Genomic DNA, 15751 nt, shown 5'->3' with positions numbered 1-15751 from the left:
CACCTATGAAAGCATCTCTCAAAGCCAACCTGCTGAAGCACCTGATCGCCAAAAAAGAAGAAGGCGGCTTCACCCTGATTGAACTGCTGGTTGTTATCATCATCATCGGTATTCTGGCGGCTATCGCTCTGCCTTCTTTCCTCAACCAGGCCAACAAAGCCCGTCAGTCGGAAGCTAAAACCTACGTTGGTTCTATGAACCGCGGTCAGCAAGCCTACCGCCTGGAGAACCCCACTTTCGCCCCTGGTTTCGTAGAACTGGCCATTGGTATTCCTTCCGTTACCACCTACTACAACTACTCCATTCCTGCTGGCCAATCCGGTGCCTTTGGCGCTCTGGCTTTTGCTGATAGAATTGACACCGCTCTGAAGAGCTATGTCGGCGCTACTCAGCTATCTTCCGGTAGCGCAACGGTAGAAGCCACTACCATCGCCATCATGTGTGAATCGAATGCTGCAAATACTGCTGCTGATGCTGGTGCTGTGACTGGCTTTAGCGCTACTGCTAGCCAAAACAACCCCGTTTGTGCCGCTAACTGGAAGAAAATGTAGGTTGTTAGCTAACGCTTAACCTACTTTTTTGAATCATCAATAAGGGGCCGCTAATGAGTAATTAGCGGCCCCTTTTTTATAGTGCTTCTTATTCGAGTGAGGGTAGTGGCGTACAGTAGGAGTGCTCTTGCTCAACCCGGTCCCTATGCTGCCCTCCACTACCCCGCGTCAAATTCTGGCGGCTCTGCTGCCCTATCTCAAAACCGCTGGGGCCTACGCCCAGCAAATTCAGGCCCAGATTGTGGCTCAGCCCGACAAAGACGGCAAGGGCGATAATTTTTTTGCCTCCGCCCTCAGCGACGCCGACCTGTCGATTCAAACCATGATGGAGGTGGTGCTGCTGGGGCTCTTTCCCCAGGTGCGTTTCTATGGGGAGGAGTACGCCCAGACTTACAACACCAAGTACTTTCGAGCGATCGATCTGGGGCCAGCGGGCGACTACCTGATCACCCTCGACCCCATCGACGGCACTCAGTTTTACCTGGACGGGCATTCCAACTACCAGATAATTCTGGGCATTCTCAATGCCGATGAGTACGAGGCGGCGATCGCCATTACCCCCAGCCAAAACCTCTACTACTACAGCCTGCGGGGGGAGGGCACTTTTCAGGGCAGCCTGGAGGAATCTCTGGAGAACTGTCGTCGCATTAAGGTTGAGAGCCCCAGTCCGGCGGTATGTCTGGGCTGGCAAATGGGGGCGGTGGTGCCGCACATCAGCGATCGCTACCGGGTCATCCACACCAAAACCGACTACTCTCCCGAGGCGCAAATTCCTAATTTCAATGGGCTGCTGAGCGGGGATCTGTGTGGGGCGGTGCTGGCCCGAGGTCAGTTTATCGACGGCGCGGCCCTGGCCTTTATGGCTCAGGAGATGGGCTACATCGTCACCACCTTCGCGGGCGAGTTGCCGCCGCCGCTGCACACCTGCACCGACTATCTGCGCCCTGGCATGGTGATTGGGGCAACGGCGTCGATCCACCGAGACTTGCTGGAGGCGGTGGCAGCGGCGGGGGTAGTGGGATCTTAGCTACTGCCAGCCGTCCAGATCCTGGCTCCAGGTCTGGGTGAGCTGAAGCCACTGGTCGCGGCGACGCTCGACATCGGCGGCAACCCAGATCAGGGCAATGCCAACGACGATACCTACCACCCACTTGACGAAGGGGAAGGCGGCATTGAGCAGCACCAGTTGGTTGAGGGCGTTGAGGGCAAAGACCAGTGTGCCCACGTACAGCGGGGCGCGCATCCGCAGCAGCAACCCAGCGGCGATCGCCACTAACGCCACCGAGCCCACGGGCAGCCCCGCCCACCGTTCAACCACCAGGGCGGTAAACAGAACCAGGGCCAGGGCGATCAGCCGCAGCCAGTGGCGCTGCTCTTTCTGGGGCGGCAGCGCCAGGGTTGGGTCCACCTGGGCAATGTAGAGCAGCGCCAGCCCCAGGGGCAGCACCCAGGCCAGGGCGTCGTCGATGGCACGGGCGGTGAGCCAGACCCAGCTGGCCCAGATGATACAAACAGCGGACAGGTAGGAAATCTGGATTTTGCCGCTGTGCCAGGCCAGCCAGCCGTAAAACCCCGCCAGCACCCAGAGGGTGGGAATGTGGTCGAACCCGCCGGTCAGGAGCGCGATCGCCAGGGGGACCCCCACCGCCATCGCCCGCCAGGGGCGCTGGGGCCAGCCCCAGGTGGCCCAGGGCAGCCAGTACACCGGCACGGCTACGGCACAGGCCACCACGCCCCACCAGTTGTCGAGGACACTCAGGGCGGGCAAGAGCGATCGCCCCAGGGCAAACCAGCCCACCAGCTCGACCAGCCCAGCATAGACCCAGGCGTGCTGAGCTGATGCAGCCGTCCCCAATCGCCCCTGACTGAGGGCGTAGAGGAGGAGCATGGCTGCGATTCCCAGCCCCAGCCACCCCAGCGTTGCCTGGCCAAAGCCCATGCCAATGCCGCCGCCTAGCATCAACAGGCTGCCGATCAGCCAGTGCAGGTGCGCGGCCCAGATTAGCTCTGTCTGGGGTAGGCCCAGGGTGCGATCGAGCTGCCCTGCCGCCAATCGGTACACGACCATGATCAGCGTCGCTACTCCGGCCAGCACCAGCAGCGCATCCGCTGCTTCGCCGCCCGCGCCCTGGAGCATCTGGTAAATCACCAGTTCGTACCAGCCCACGGACAGTAGCGCCAGCGCCAGCCACCGCGCCAGGGGAGCCTGGGTACGTCGCCCCACCTCCAGGGTGAGCAGGGCGGCGGCCACCACCAGCCAGCCCGTCCAGGCCGTCGCCGTGTAGGCTCGCAGGGCCAGGGCCAACCCGGCGTAGGTGAGCGTCAGGGTATGGAGGGGGGCGGCCAGGGTGTGGCGCGATCGCCCGGTGGTGGCGGCCAGGCCCAGGGCGATCGCCCCCAGGCCCAGAGTTGGCAGCGCCAGGGCGACCGGAGTCGGGTGATGGAAGACCAGCAGCCCCGCCACCAGCAGTTCTACCCCCCAGCCCGCCAGATAGACCGTCAGGGAACGCAGAGTTCCCCAGTAGCGCAGCCCCAGGGCCACCAGGAAGGCGACGAGGACCACGATGATGAGAGGCCTAGGCTGGCGCAGGTCCAGGTAGTAGAGGGCAATGGCCACCGTGGACAGGACCAGCACGCTGACGGCGAGGAGGTGGCCCCAGCGATCGCAGGCCAGCCGGTACAGCGTTGTTAGAGCAGGCGCATCGTCCGCCGCCGCTGTCGGGCTAGCCCGTTTGGGGGCCGTGTTTGGAAGAGCGAGCCAGCGCCAGATTCCCCACAGCCCGGCGGTCAGCCCGACGGTGACCAATCCCCAGTCGGCCAGATGACGGGGGAAGCCTGGCAGCCAGTCCTCCAGACTGCTGTAGATCCAGCCCAGGGCAAAGGCCACCGCCAAAAACGCCACCCCAGGTCGCCGGTAGACAGTGCTGTTGGCCCCGGTGAGCAGGGTGGCCGTACCCAGCCCCACCAGGCGCGTCCAGGGTAAGCCCAGGCTAAAGGGCAGGGCGAGGCCCGTCGTCAGTACGCTGGCGGGGTGGCGGCCAATCAGCGCCAGCCCCACCGGAATCACCAGCCCCACCCAGCTCCGCTCAGAGCCAAAACCGTTGTCAACCAGGTGTCCCCACAGCAGGGCGTAGGTCATCGCCGACAGCCCCACGCCGTAGAGCCAGGCGCTGCTGCCCCACAGCCCGGGCAGCGCTCTACTGAGCAGCAGCGCCACCGTTGCCAGCCCGACAATGACCATCAGCCAGCCTTGGAGGGGTAGCCCCGGCCAGGCGTTACCGATGGCTACCAGGGTACTCACCACCCCCAGGCCGTAGGCGGCGACAATACGCCAGCGAGTTGGCGATCGCCGCAGGGCCACCACCAGGGCCGTGACGGTAGAGGCGATCAGGTTGACCACCAGCACCGGCCCACTGGCCAGACTGATCAGGGTCAACATTGCGTTGCTGCCGAAGGCAATGCCGTCGCTAAAGCGGCTTAACTGGGGCTGTCGTCGCCGCTGGTAGCCGTCTGCCACCAGCACCATGCCCACCACGTAGGGAAACAGCGAAATGCCCAGCAAGGTCCACGGGTTTTCCCCAGTTCTGGCCCAGCTTGCCAGGGGAGATGTCAGGGTCTGTCGCAGGGCCGGGGGCAGCCGTTCCCAGCCAACGAAAGCCAGCTGGACCGCAATGCCGTAGGCAATTAGCAAGTCGCGCCGCTGGCCCAGCTTACCCAGAGCCTGAATCCGCAGGGCCAGCCCCAGCAAGCTGATGCCGATCGCCTGGAGGGGCCAGTCGGCGATTGCCAGCAGCCAGCCCCACCACAGCAGCCCCCGCCCCCCGGCAATGCCCCACCGGGTGGGGCGATCGCCCCCGGCAGCTAGGGCGTCAGGCTCCTCTGGGGTTTCTGCGGGGCGTGGTTTTGGCACCAGTCGCCGCTGGCCCAGCCACACCCAGGTGGCGCCGTAAAGCCCAAAGGCCAGCCCAAACTGGCCCAGCTGCTCTGCTCCCACAGCCGTCAGCCCCCGCGCCAGCAGCAGCCCCAGGGCTGTGGTGATGGCAATGGTGGGCCAGCGCAGTCCTGGGGCCAGCCCCCGCCGTCGCTGATCGTAGACCGTAGCGGCGGCACTGCCCAAGACCCCGGCATACACCGCCGGGATGGGCACAGCTCCCCAGGCCCAGCCAAGGTGCAGGTAGGCCAGCCCCAGGGCATTGACCTGCTCCACGGCGGTGCTGCTCTGCTGGCGCAGCACCTGGAGCGCGGCCAGGGTGAGGAGGATGAGGGCGATTGCCCCCACCAGCATTCCACCCCCGCGCCACACCCCCAGCCCATCCAGGGCCCAAAAGTTCAGCGGCACCAGCAGCAGAGTGATCATTTGCAGGGTTTTGGCGGTGAGCTGCAAATTGGGGCGGCGGCCACACCACCGTCCCACCGCCCAAAACACCAGCGTGTAGGTCAGCAGAACTAAATACTGGCCAATCGCCCCAAACCGCTCCCACTGGGTGGCCGCCAGCACCGCCGACGACAGTACTACTAGAAACACCCCCAGCCCCAGCAGCCACACCACGCTCAGCTCGCTCATCAAACGGCTGAGCCACAGTGCCGTAGGAGAGGGCGTACTGGGCCGTGGCGGAGTGGTCGTTCGGCCCCGCTCAGGGCGCGAGGGGGGGCGCGAGGGGCCCGACCTTTGACGGCGCGGGGCTGGTTCAGCGGGGGCAAAGTCAGTGATTGGGGCCTGGCCCGCGATCGCAGCGTCAGCCGGGTTTTCAAAGGGATTGATCGCATCGGCCAGGCCCGGGGCTGGCGCGACCGCCGGATTTGGCACGGGTGGCAGATCTGAGCTGAGATGGGTCAGCGCGAGATCGCGCACCTGCTGGTCAGTTAGCAATCCCAGGCGCAACCAGGTATCTAGCCCTTCGAGCAGCCCCGGCTGTTCGGGCGACAGATCTAGCTGTAATCGAATCGTGGGGTCGCGATCGTCAGCCATGGTCTGCCTTCAGAGACGGTTTTTAGAATTATGGTCGCTGGCAGAGCTGGCCGATTCGTGCGTCTGAGATTCTTAACTTCGTGGGGTCAGGGCAGGCTCAGGCCGCAGCGGCTGCATCAAATGGGTCTACTCTACATGAGGGTAAATGCGCCCGCGCTGGCCCAGCGTCGTGAGCAGGGTATAGACGGTGTAAAGCCACCCCGCCACAAAAAATAGCCCCCGACTGAGCACCTTGAGCGGGTGGCCGTCCTTGTTGCAGGGCGGATGCCCCAGTACGTGGCAGTCGAACAGGCGAGCGTAGAGGCGCAGGTTTTGCCCCAGGGTGAGGTTTTTGAGGGCCAGCAAAAAGTGGTTGTGGTAAAAGTTCATCTGGTAATTGAGCGATCGCGTGCTGATGTCGTGGCAGCCGCCGGTCTCCTCCCCCAGGTGCACCAGATGGGCCTCGGGGTTGTACCAGATGATGTAGCCCGTGGCGCGAATGTGCAGGCAAAAGTCAGACTCTTCGCGCACCGCGCTGCCGTAAAAACGCTCGTCAAACCGCAGCCCGTGCTTGTCAAACAGCTCGCGCCGAAAGGACATATTGCAGCCCCGCGCCGTCAGCACCCGCTGGGGCTGGGTGGTATGCACCAGGTCCAGGTGGTACCAGGCCACACCGGGGTCCATCGCCTCGGGCGGCAGGTAGTCAATTTTGAGCTCTTTCTGCTCCGCCAGCTTCATGCGGTCGAACACCCGCCCCGCCACCGCCCCCACCTCGGGCCGTTCCAGAAAGGTGCGGGCGTGGGCGTAGAGGTAGCCGGGGGGCAGTACCACGTCATCGTCGATGAACAGAACGATGTCGGAGCGCGATCGCTCGATGCCCAGGTTTCGCGCCGCTGGCAGGCTGGCCCAGGGCACCGAGTACCGGGTAATCTTGCCAGCCTCCGCCCAGGCCTCCAGCTGGCGCTGCGTCTCAGCCTCATGCGTCTGGGTCTGGTCCACCACAATCACCTGGTAGGCCGGGTAGTCCTGGGCCAGTACGCTGGCAACGGTGTCACACAGCACCGCCTCCCGCTGGTAGGTGGGAACAATCACGGCAATGGTGGGCCAATCCATGGCGATCGGGGGTGAAGGGCTGACAGCAGTATGCCCACCGAGGGATAACGACTAAGCTACAACTTGCCTGGTTGGTAGGACTTTAGCCACGACCACCACAGAATTAAAGTGACTTCTGAAAACCTTTCTCCCCAATGGTGGGCACTGCCCACCCTACAGGGACTCATCCACCCATCCACCCCCAAACCCCTAGGGCAGCTCCACCGAGGTCGGCTTGGCAATGTGGGGCAGTCCCCAGCCCAGCTTCTCCCGCAGTACGGTGAAGAACTCCGGCGACCGGAGGCGAATAAACCGGGCCGGATAGGGGGCACGGCAGGTGCTGACCCGGTCTTTGGGCATGACGTAGCAGCCGGCGTTGCCGTCTACGATTAGCACCAGCTTGTCGGGGTTGGCGGAGTGGATGGTGACCTGCTCGCGATCGGGGAACACCAGCCCCCGCGAGGCCAGGGAGTGGGGGCAGATGGGAATTAGCTGGGTCACCGAGACCCCCGGAGCAATCACTGGCCCCCCCGCCGACAGCGAATAGGCCGTAGAGCCCGTCGGCGTAGACACAATAATGCCGTCGGCGGCAATATCGACCGGGGCGTGGCAGCCGATCGCCACCTCAAAGTGGCACATGCTGGTGAGTGGCTCCCGGTGGAGCACCATTTCATTCAGGCAGAGCGCTTCCCACACCAGGTCAGAGCCGTGCAGCAGCCGCACCGCCAGCATGCCCCGCTCTTCAACTTCGTAGTCGCCCGCCAGCACCTGATCCATCGCCTGGGGTAGCTGATTCATATAGGCCTCGGTCAAAAAGCCCATGTGGCCCGTGTTCACCGTCAGCAGCGGTACGCCGATGGGAGCCAGCTGACGAAAGGCCGACAGCACCGTGCCGTCGCCCCCCAGCACCACCGCAAAGCTCATGTCCGCGTCAAAGTGGGGCGGTACTAGACTGTCGAGGGGCGTGTGGCAAACGGGGCGATCGGGCTGGGAGTAGCCCAAAATGCCGCCCATGCCGGTGGCCAAGCTGACGGTATAACCCAGGCGGGCCAGCTTTTCCTCCCATTCGAGAGCGGCCTGACAGGCCACGGGCTTAACGTCGTTATAGATAATGCCAACCTTGGGCACAGGCAGGGTCCAACCTTACAATCGGTGAAAATGCGGTAAACAAAACGTGCCCTACACCCGACAGGATGCCGAACACGCCGCTGGGGATCGGAGTTTACCTTCTCCCTAGGCTACCGTTTTTTCGTCTAGGGTTAAACAGCACCGCCTCGAAATTGCCCCGTTCACCCCGGCATTTCGCCCCCTGGGGCGTATCGCTGCCCACAACTTTCGGGTAGACCAAGGCCTAGGCTACGGTTATCTTACCTGTGAGGGCCATTTCCGACTCCCTCTTGCCCACCGTCCATTGTGTGTTGCCTACCGCTGTGACCCGTCGCCCCTCTGAAACCACCGCCTACGTTCGCATTACCCACCAGTCGTGGAGTCAGGGCCGCATCGAAGGAGAGGTGCGGGCCAGCACCTACGAGTGGCAGTTCCAGTGGCGCTTTCGCCAGGGCCAGCTGCGGGTGGAACCCTCCCTGGGGCGGGCGCTGATCTGTGAACCCCTCAGCCGGTTCCTGGAGCGCTGTGACTACCAGCTCGAACCCGGCGGCGATTACTCGTTCACCATTCGGGCCAAGCTGTGACGGATTGTCCTAACCAGGCCGGTGGCTGACCCACGCCTACCTGAGATTTTCAGATTGCTAAGTTTTTCGCAATCTCGGTGGCTCTGTCCCATTGCCGGATCTGTCCCGTTGCCGGAAAAATGGGGCAATATGGGTGGGTTACCTGGAGCAGGAAACACCTGCCGCTGAGGCTATGGTTTTGAGTGGTTTAAATGCTGACTGGGGGGCTGGCTGGGACGATGCGCGAAGCGTACGGGAACCGACTCGGAACGAGTATCCCTGCGGGAATCGCGGCCTGGGCTGGGTCTGGATGGGAAGCACCGCTCGTCGGCTGGGGCTGGTCCTTTGCGTCGCCGGGCTCTGGCCAGCCATGGCCTGGGCCCAGGATACCCTGCCCCTGACAACGCCCCAGACCCCGCCTCCCGCCCTGCCCCGGCCCGGCCCTCTGCCACTGGAAGCCGATACCCCGGACCCCCTGGCCGGGTTTGACAGCTACCGCCTGGGTCCGGGGGACAGTATTTTTGTGGGGGTCCAGCGGTTTCCCGATCTGAGTTTTCCGGCCACCCTCGATATTCAGGGCAATGTGGTGGTGCCCCTGGCGGGCACCCTCAACCTCAGCGGGCTGACCCTCAACCAGGCCCGCGATACGCTGTACCGGGTCTACGATCAGTACGTGGTCAACCCGGATGTGTCGCTGATTTTGACCGCCCAGCGCCCGGTGGAAGTCACCGTGGTGGGGGAGGTGCCGCGCCCTGGGCTGTACCCGCTGCAATCGCCCCAGCTGTCGGTGGCGCTGCTGACGGCGGGGGGAGCTACCACCCTGGCCGACCTGCGCCTGGTGCAGGTCGATCGCCCCCTGGTGGACGGCTCACAGCTGTCGCGCCGGGTCGATCTGTTTACCCCGCTGCGGCAGGGGCAACCCATTCCCCAGGTGCAGCTCCAGGACGGCGATGTGATCACCGTGCCCCGCCTGGCCCCGGAGGACGCGGAGAGCTACGATCGCGACCTGGTGGCCACCTCTACCCTGGCCCGGCCCGAAATCACCGTGCGGGTGCTCAACCGCGCCTCGGGGGCCAGGGGGCTGGAGGCGCGCTTCGGTGCGATCAACCTGCGCAACGGCAGCCGCTTTTTGGACGCTCTGGCGGTGGCGGGGGTCAACCCCGATGTGGCTGCCTACAACCGGATTGCGGTGCTGCGGTTTAACCCCGAAACCGGCACCGCCGACACGATTGTGGTGGATGCGGCGGCGGCGGTCAGCGGCGACTTGAGCCAGAACATTCCGCTCCAGGAAAACGACATTCTGGTGGTCGATCGCAACCTGCTGGCGCGGGTGAGCTACGCCCTGAACACCTTTACCCAACCCTTTCGCGATGTGCTGGGCTTTTTGCTCTTTTTCGACTCGCTGACCAACGCGGCGGATTCGTTATTTAGGCCCTAGGGAAAACGACGATGGTTTCTCCGTTTATCAAGCGCTATCTGCTGGCCCTCGATCGCTACAAGTGGCCCAGCCTGGCGACGCTGCTGGGGGTGCTGGGGATTTCGTCGGTGGTGGCAATGCAGCCGCCCCCGCCCCCCCAGTACCGGGCCGAGGGGGTGCTGGTGCAAAATGCCCCGGTGGTGGCCCTGACCACCACCGGCACCGAGGTGCAGCAGCGGGGCCAGGGCATTATCTCGGAGCAGTTTTTGCTGGCCGATGTCTTGCTCCAGCAGGTGTCCCAGGAGCTGGAGCGGCGGGGCATGCCCCTGGCACCGGAGACCCTGCGCGATCGCGCCACGGTCCGGCTGGAGGGGGTGGAGGGCGACGACGCCCAGGTGCAGCGGGTGACGGTGGTCCTGCGCGGGCCCGAGGAGGAGCAGACCCAGCTGGCCCTCAGCCTGATGTTTGAGGCGATGGTCGAACTCAGCCGGGTGACCAACCGGGCGCGGCTGCGGGCCATCGTCACCGCCTTAGACGAACGGCTGCCGGCGGTGGAGGCCGACCTGCGGGCCGCCGAGCAGGCCCTGGAGGCCTACGATCGCACCGAGGGGCCAGCGATTCAGGCGGCCCTCGACGGCAGTTTGTTGGGGGCCATCTCTGGGGGGCAGCAGCAGCAGCGCCAGAACCAGATTGCCCTGGCCGGGCTGGACTCCCAGATTCAAAGCCTGGAGCAGCGGCTGGGGCTGTCGCCGGGGCAGGCTTTTACGGCCTCGGCCCTGAGCGCAGATCCGATCATTGCCCAGCTGCGATCGCAGATCTTAGAGACCGAGACCCAGCTCCAGCTGCTGTCCCCCACCCTGCGCGACTCCCACCCCACCATGCAGGATCTGCGCCAGAACCTGAGCGCCTATAGCCGACTGTTGGCGGAGCGCGCCCAGGAGGTGGTGGGCGGCCAGGACCTGGCGGCGCTGCCCAGCGTCAGCGAAGTGCGCCAAAACAGCACCCTCGATCCGGCCCGCGCCGCCCTGGCCAACCAGCTGGTCACCCTGAGTGCTGAGCGGGCGGCTCTGGACAGCCAGCAGCAGGCGCTCAGCCAGGCCGACGGGCAGCTGCGCCAGCAGTACGCCAGCCTGCCCAACAAGCAGCTGGAGCGCGATCGCCTGGCCCAGCGGGTCGCCCTCAACCAGGCCCTCTACGACCAGATTCAGGCCAAGCGCATCGATGCCGAAGCCGCCGAGGCCGAGACCGTCAGCAGCCTGACCGTGGCCGAGCCGCCCACCGTGGTGGCCCAGGTGGAGGCCCCCCCCAACCCCGTCGCCGTGATGGCCGTGGGCGGGCTGCTGGGCATTGTCGCCGCCGGGGCCGTCGCCTTTCTGCTCGACCTGCTCGACAGCACCGCCCGCACCGCCGAAGACCTCCAGGGCATTCTGGCCGACCAGGATGTGCCGGTGCTGGGGCTGGTGCCCGCCCTGGCGGCCACCTCGGCCCAGGGTTGGCCCGTGCTCTACCAGCCCCACACCCCCGACCTGGAGATCTACGAGCGCCTGCGCAGCAGCCTGCGGCGGGCGGGCAGCCTGTCGGAAGCGGCTGCGCCCCCCCGGGTGGTGCTGGTGGTCAGCAGCCGGACGGGCGAGGGCAAAACCACCACCGCCTTTAATTTGGCCATCGCCGCCGCCCGGGCCGGTCGCCGCACCCTGGTGGTCGAGGCCGACCTGCGCCAGCCCTCCTGCGGCCAGCGGCTGGGGGTGACCGCCAACCCAGAGGCGATCGCCGAACCACTGCACTACTACGCGGGCCGCTACCAGGAACCCATTCAGCTGGCCCCCTGGGTCGAAAACCTCTACCTGGCCCCCAGCCCCGGCCCCCAGCCCCACCCGGCAGCGGTCCTGGAATCGAGCGAAATGGGGCAGTTTTTGGCCGATGCCCGCTCCCGCTTTGACTTGGTGCTGATCGACGCGCCGCCCCTGGGCCGCAGCAACGATGCCCTGCTGCTGGGCAGCGTCAGCGACGGCCTGCTGCTGGTCACCCGCCCCGGCGTCACCGACAAAGCGGTGCTGGAGGCGCTGCTAGAACAGCTGCTGGAAAACGAAGCTTTGCCGGTGCTGGGGGCGATCGTCAACGCCGCCGACAGCGCCGCTGCCTCTCTGGCAACCACGGCTCCGGGCGCTGCACCCATCCCTCAGGCACCGCCGCTGATTCGCTCCATCGACTTTTAGGGTGCTGTCATTGGATTGACCTCTGATACCACACCCCGCTCGACTACCCCCGATGCCCTGACGGTGCAGCGCGGCTGACACAAGCGATCGGGTTGTGACCCGGTGGGGGGTGCAGCTGCGTAGGCAGAGCCGCGCCCTTGGCGTCTAGGGTTGAAACTCGGTTTCGTTGATTAGGGCTAGGGCTGTGCGCCACACCATGTAGCCGTTCTGGTTAAGGTGCAGCCCATCGGTGGTGAGGTCGGCCCGCAGGTAGCCGTCGCCGTTGACAAACAGCGGGTACAGATCGAGAAAATCGACGCCGGTTTCAATGGCGACGGCCTTAAGCTGGCTGTTGACGGTACGAATTTGATCGGGTGGAATGGTCAGCAGGCGATCGCGCCCCTCCCAGGTGGCTGCCTCGCCGCCGTGGGGCAAAATTGACTGCACCACCACCCGCGCCTGGGGGTGGGTCTGGCGCAGGTAGTTGATCATCCGGCGCACGTTGTAGACCAGGTCTGCCTCCGAACCGCCCCAGATCAAGTCGTTGATGCCCACCATGATGAACAGGGCTTCGGGATCGGTCTGGTCGAGCAGGTAGAGGCGATCGCGCAGCCCCCCCGAGCTTTCGCCCGAAATCGCCTGGTTGATCCAGGTTTTGCGGCCTGGCAGCATGTTGGCCGGAAACCAGAGGGTCAGTGAGTCCCCCAGCAGTATGTTTTGTCGCGGCGCATCGATGGCTACCACCGCCTCCGCCTCCGCCGCCAGCAGCGCCACCCACTGCTCGTAGTCGAGGTTGTGGCGTGGTCCCAGGCTGGGCTCAAACGGGGCCACCGGGACGTAGGGATCGGCGGCAAAGGCGTTGGCCTGGGACAGCACCGCATCGCCACCCTGGCCCAGCTGCCGCAGCATGACCACGATGGTAATAAACAGCAGCCCGTTCATCACCAGCGACAGCAGTGCCCAGGGCGGTACCCCCTGCAGCTGGTGCAGCGCTGAGCGCAGCCGAGGATGGGTTTGAAGCGGTGATGCCACGGCGGTAGTCCTACAAACCTGGAGCGAGGAACGCTGTGCTCCTGATGGGTCAAATTGTAGATAGATTTTCCCCAAGGAACCACTATTACAGCGAGGTTGTTTGCATACTGTGACGATGCGCCTGGCCGATGCTGCCGGCGCGATCGCCCCAGCGATTTCCCACAGGCTACACGTTAAACCGAAACAGCATCACATCGCCCTCCTGCACCACGTATTCTTTACCTTCGCTGCGCACCTGGCCCTTGTCCTTGGCCGTAGCCATCGAACCCGCCGCCACCAGGTCGTTATAGGCCACGGTTTCGGCCCGAATAAAGCCCCGCTCAAAGTCGGTGTGAATCACCCCGGCGGCCTGGGGGGCCACCATGCCCGCCTTGATGGTCCAGGCGCGGGTTTCCTTCGGGCCGGTGGTGAAGTAGGTCCGCAGGCCCAGCAGCTCGTAGGTGGCGCGAATCAGGGTCTTGAGGCCGCCCTCCTCTACCCCCAGGGCTTCGAGAAAATCTTTGCGCTCGGCGTCGTCTAGCTCCACCAGCTCCGACTCCACCTGGGCTGAAATTACCACCACCTGAGCGTCCTCTGCCGCCGCCAGGGCGCGCACCTGATCGACCCAGGGGTTGCCGCTGGCCAGGTCGTCCTCAGAGACATTGGTGGCGTAGATGACGGGCTTTCGGGTAAGCAGCCCCAGGGGCTTGATGATCGCCTCGGCCTCCTCGTCTAGCTCCACCTGGCGGGCGGTCTTGCCCTCGTTGAGCACCGGCAGAATTTTTTCGAGGATTGCCAGCTCGGCCTGGGCCTCTTTGTCGGCGCGGGCCAGCTTGCGAACCCGGTCGACCCGGCGCTCCAGCTGGGCCAGGTCGGCCAGGGCCAGCTCCAGGTTGATCACCTCGATGTCCCGCGCCGGATCGACCGACCCGGAGACGTGGATGATGTCGTCGTCATCGAAGCAGCGCACCACGTGGACGATCGCATCGACTTCGCGAATGTTGGCCAAAAACTGGTTGCCCAGCCCCTCGCCCTGGCTGGCCCCCTGCACCAGGCCCGCAATGTCGACAAACTCGACCCGAGCCGGTACCACCTCAGCGGAGCTGGAGAGATCGGCCAGTACCTGGAGGCGGCCATCGGGCACCGCCACCACCCCGACGTTGGGTTCGATGGTGCAAAAGGGGAAGTTGGCGGCCTGGGCCTTGGCGTTGGCCACCACGGCGTTGAACAGGGTTGATTTGCCAACGTTGGGAAGCCCAACAATGCCAGCTCGTAACATGGGGTAACTCTAGATTTAGATCAGGTATTTGCCGCTAGCGGCAAATACCTATCTAGCATAGGAGAGGATGCGACCATTGCGGAGGGGTTGCTATACCCTTGAAGCTAAACGGCATCGGTGGATTGAGCGGAAGGGTGGCGCTATGGCTAACAAGGGATCGAAGGGGTGGCAAGGCAGCGCCCTGGCGGTGGTGGCAGTGGTGGCGGTGCTGGGGCTCACCGGCTGCAATACCCTGGGGCTGTCGCGATCGCCCCGCAACAACGGCGACATGGGCAATCAGTTTGTCGATCGCGGCTTTCGGGGCGACATGCTGGTCAGCCGCATGAAGCCCGTGCGCCTGCGCCTGCAAAACGGCTGGCAGGCCGCCCCAACCGGCACCCTGCACCCCAACGCCGAACTGGAGGCCTACAATCCTGACCAGAACCTGTTTTTGGTGGTGCTGGGCGAAAGTCGGGCCGCCGTTAGCCCCGGCAACCTGGAGGAGCAGGCCAGCAACTACCTGCAAATTCTCAAGGGGGGCTTTAACCAGGTGATTGCCAACCAGGCCCGCACCGGAGTCGATCGCGTCAGCGGCTTTCCAGCGGTGCAGTACGAGGTGCGCGGCGACGTGTCCCAGCGCCCGGTGGCCTACCTGCACACCACCGTTGAAATGGGCGAAGAATACTACCAGGTGGTGGTGTGGACCCCCGACGACCTGCGGATGGCTAACGCCGACGCCATGCGATCGGTAATCCAGGAATTTCGTGCCGCCCAGCAGTAAGCATGGCCATTCTGTGGCCTAATAGAGTCTGGGGTGGGTGGCTACCCAAGGGCAGGCCCCACTCCAGACTCTCGACCAAGGACGTTACCGCCATGCTGCGCTGGCTTTCAACCCTGCTTTTCCCGACCATCCCTCTGCCAACCTCTCGTCTATTTACTTCCAGGGTGCGCCTGGGCGGGTGGCTTGGGGTGGTCTTCCTCAGCCTGACGCTGTGGCTGAGCCTGGGGGGGCAGCCCACCGCCCTGGCGGGGCTCACCGACGACAACTACGACGGCAACATCTTTGCCCTCTACGCGGGCAATGGGTCGCTGGTGCCCCCCAAGGTGAGCCTGGAGCAGTCGCTCAGGTACGGAAAACCCGCGATCGCGGTAATCTACGTCGATGACAGCAGCGACTGCAAGAAATTTTCGTCGGTGATTTCCCAGCTCCAGGCCCCCTACGGGCGAGTGGCCAACTTTGTCCCGGTCATGGCCGACGCGATTCCGGTCAAGGCCAGCTACGAGCCCAACGAACCGGGCTACTACTTCCGCAATGCCGTGCCCCAAACCCTGGTATTCAACGCCCAGGGCGACCTGATGTTTAACGAGGTCGGGATTGTCTCCTACGAGGCGATCGATGACGTGATGCGCGAAATGTTTGACCTGCTGCCCCGCAGCGAGTCGGTCGAACTGCGCCGTCGCCCCATCAACGAGGTGAATACCGAACTGGTACCCGAGTCGTAGAGCGTGTCAACAATGCTACTAATTAGGCTGTCGTACGGTGCATAACGTTAAGTTGAGGCCCTGCTAACGCGCAGCAATGCATCGCGAGGAAGCTAAACACTAGGGT

General features: G+C 64.4%; 12 protein-coding genes. 7 read left to right on the top strand and 5 right to left on the bottom strand.

Annotation, left to right across the window (positions count from 1 at the left end; all coding sequences use genetic code 11):
- Positions 1 to 5 precede the first annotated feature (5 nt).
- Positions 6 to 551 (top strand): type IV pilin-like G/H family protein, encoded by a 546-nt coding sequence (locus NF78_RS05125; protein ID WP_035985160.1) that lies wholly within the window; start codon positions 6 to 8, stop codon positions 549 to 551.
- A 145-nt stretch (positions 552 to 696) separates the two neighbouring features.
- Positions 697 to 1578, top strand: coding sequence for an inositol monophosphatase family protein (locus NF78_RS05120; RefSeq protein WP_035985158.1), 882 nt, complete (start codon positions 697 to 699; stop codon positions 1576 to 1578).
- Here the strand turns inward: NF78_RS05120 and NF78_RS05115 are convergent, their stop codons facing one another.
- The 3 genes from NF78_RS05115 to NF78_RS05105 form a co-directional block, all read right to left on the bottom strand.
- Entirely contained in the window at positions 1579 to 5520 is a 3942-nt protein-coding gene (locus NF78_RS05115) for a hypothetical protein (RefSeq protein WP_035985157.1), read from the bottom strand.
- 126 nt (positions 5521 to 5646) lie between these two features.
- Positions 5647 to 6612, bottom strand: a complete 966-nt coding sequence (hpsN, locus tag NF78_RS05110; protein ID WP_035985156.1) for a hormogonium polysaccharide biosynthesis glycosyltransferase HpsN — start codon at positions 6610 to 6612, stop codon at positions 5647 to 5649.
- Positions 6613 to 6801: 189 nt separating this feature from the next.
- A complete protein-coding gene (locus NF78_RS05105) occupies positions 6802 to 7719 on the bottom strand; it encodes an NAD(+) kinase (RefSeq protein ID WP_035985154.1) in 918 nt (305 codons plus the stop codon).
- A 302-nt stretch (positions 7720 to 8021) separates the two neighbouring features.
- Here NF78_RS05105 and NF78_RS05100 point away from each other — a divergent pair, with 302 nt between their 5' ends.
- From NF78_RS05100 to NF78_RS05090, 3 genes are all read left to right on the top strand, one after another.
- Positions 8022 to 8282, top strand: coding sequence for a DUF3146 family protein (locus NF78_RS05100; RefSeq protein ID WP_035985153.1), 261 nt, complete (start codon positions 8022 to 8024; stop codon positions 8280 to 8282).
- Between the two features lie 289 nt (positions 8283 to 8571).
- Positions 8572 to 9699, top strand: a complete 1128-nt coding sequence (locus NF78_RS05095; RefSeq protein WP_225885231.1) for a polysaccharide biosynthesis/export family protein — start codon at positions 8572 to 8574, stop codon at positions 9697 to 9699.
- An 11-nt stretch (positions 9700 to 9710) separates the two neighbouring features.
- The gene (locus NF78_RS05090) at positions 9711 to 11894 is read left to right on the top strand and encodes a GumC family protein (RefSeq protein ID WP_035985152.1); all 2184 of its coding nucleotides are present in this window, start codon (positions 9711 to 9713) and stop codon (positions 11892 to 11894) included.
- Positions 11895 to 12038: 144 nt separating this feature from the next.
- On the opposite strand, the gene NF78_RS05085 is transcribed toward NF78_RS05090, so the two are convergent.
- Both NF78_RS05085 and ychF read right to left on the bottom strand, forming a co-directional pair.
- On the bottom strand, positions 12039 to 12905 hold the full coding sequence (locus NF78_RS05085) for a GDSL-type esterase/lipase family protein (RefSeq protein WP_052049823.1): 867 nt from the start codon (positions 12903 to 12905) through the stop codon (positions 12039 to 12041).
- A 166-nt stretch (positions 12906 to 13071) separates the two neighbouring features.
- Entirely contained in the window at positions 13072 to 14163 is a 1092-nt protein-coding gene (gene ychF, locus NF78_RS05080; RefSeq protein ID WP_035985151.1) for a redox-regulated ATPase YchF, read from the bottom strand.
- A 142-nt stretch (positions 14164 to 14305) separates the two neighbouring features.
- On the opposite strand from ychF, the gene NF78_RS05075 reads away from it, so the two are divergent.
- Entirely contained in the window at positions 14306 to 14923 is a 618-nt protein-coding gene (locus NF78_RS05075) for a hypothetical protein (protein WP_035985150.1), read from the top strand.
- A gap of 92 nt (positions 14924 to 15015) precedes the next feature.
- Complete coding sequence (locus tag NF78_RS05070) at positions 15016 to 15645, top strand: thylakoid membrane photosystem I accumulation factor (protein ID WP_197064764.1); 630 nt, start codon at positions 15016 to 15018, stop codon at positions 15643 to 15645.
- Positions 15646 to 15751 lie beyond the last annotated feature (106 nt).

Origin of the sequence: Leptolyngbya sp. KIOST-1, assembly GCF_000763385.1 — a bacterium.
Classification (GTDB): Bacteria; Cyanobacteriota; Cyanobacteriia; order Phormidesmidales; family Phormidesmidaceae; genus Nodosilinea.
Note: the sequence above shows the minus strand (reverse complement) of the source record. Positions and strands in the feature narration are given on the sequence as shown.

What these genes read in the sequence shown, in the direction of transcription:
- NF78_RS05075 (WP_035985150.1), top strand. Translation starts at nt 14,306, where the DNA reads ATGGCTAACAAGGGATCGAAGGGGTGGCAAGGCAGCGCCCTGGCGGTG.
- NF78_RS05095 (WP_225885231.1), top strand. Translation starts at nt 8,572, where the DNA reads ATGGGAAGCACCGCTCGTCGGCTGGGGCTGGTCCTTTGCGTCGCCGGG.
- NF78_RS05125 (WP_035985160.1), top strand. Translation starts at nt 6, where the DNA reads ATGAAAGCATCTCTCAAAGCCAACCTGCTGAAGCACCTGATCGCCAAA.
- NF78_RS05090 (WP_035985152.1), top strand. Translation starts at nt 9,711, where the DNA reads ATGGTTTCTCCGTTTATCAAGCGCTATCTGCTGGCCCTCGATCGCTAC.
- NF78_RS05070 (WP_197064764.1), top strand. Translation starts at nt 15,016, where the DNA reads ATGCTGCGCTGGCTTTCAACCCTGCTTTTCCCGACCATCCCTCTGCCA.
- NF78_RS05115 (WP_035985157.1), bottom strand. Translation starts at nt 5,520, where the DNA reads ATGGCTGACGATCGCGACCCCACGATTCGATTACAGCTAGATCTGTCG.
- NF78_RS05120 (WP_035985158.1), top strand. Translation starts at nt 697, where the DNA reads ATGCTGCCCTCCACTACCCCGCGTCAAATTCTGGCGGCTCTGCTGCCC.
- hpsN (WP_035985156.1), bottom strand. Translation starts at nt 6,612, where the DNA reads ATGGATTGGCCCACCATTGCCGTGATTGTTCCCACCTACCAGCGGGAG.
- ychF (WP_035985151.1), bottom strand. Translation starts at nt 14,163, where the DNA reads ATGTTACGAGCTGGCATTGTTGGGCTTCCCAACGTTGGCAAATCAACC.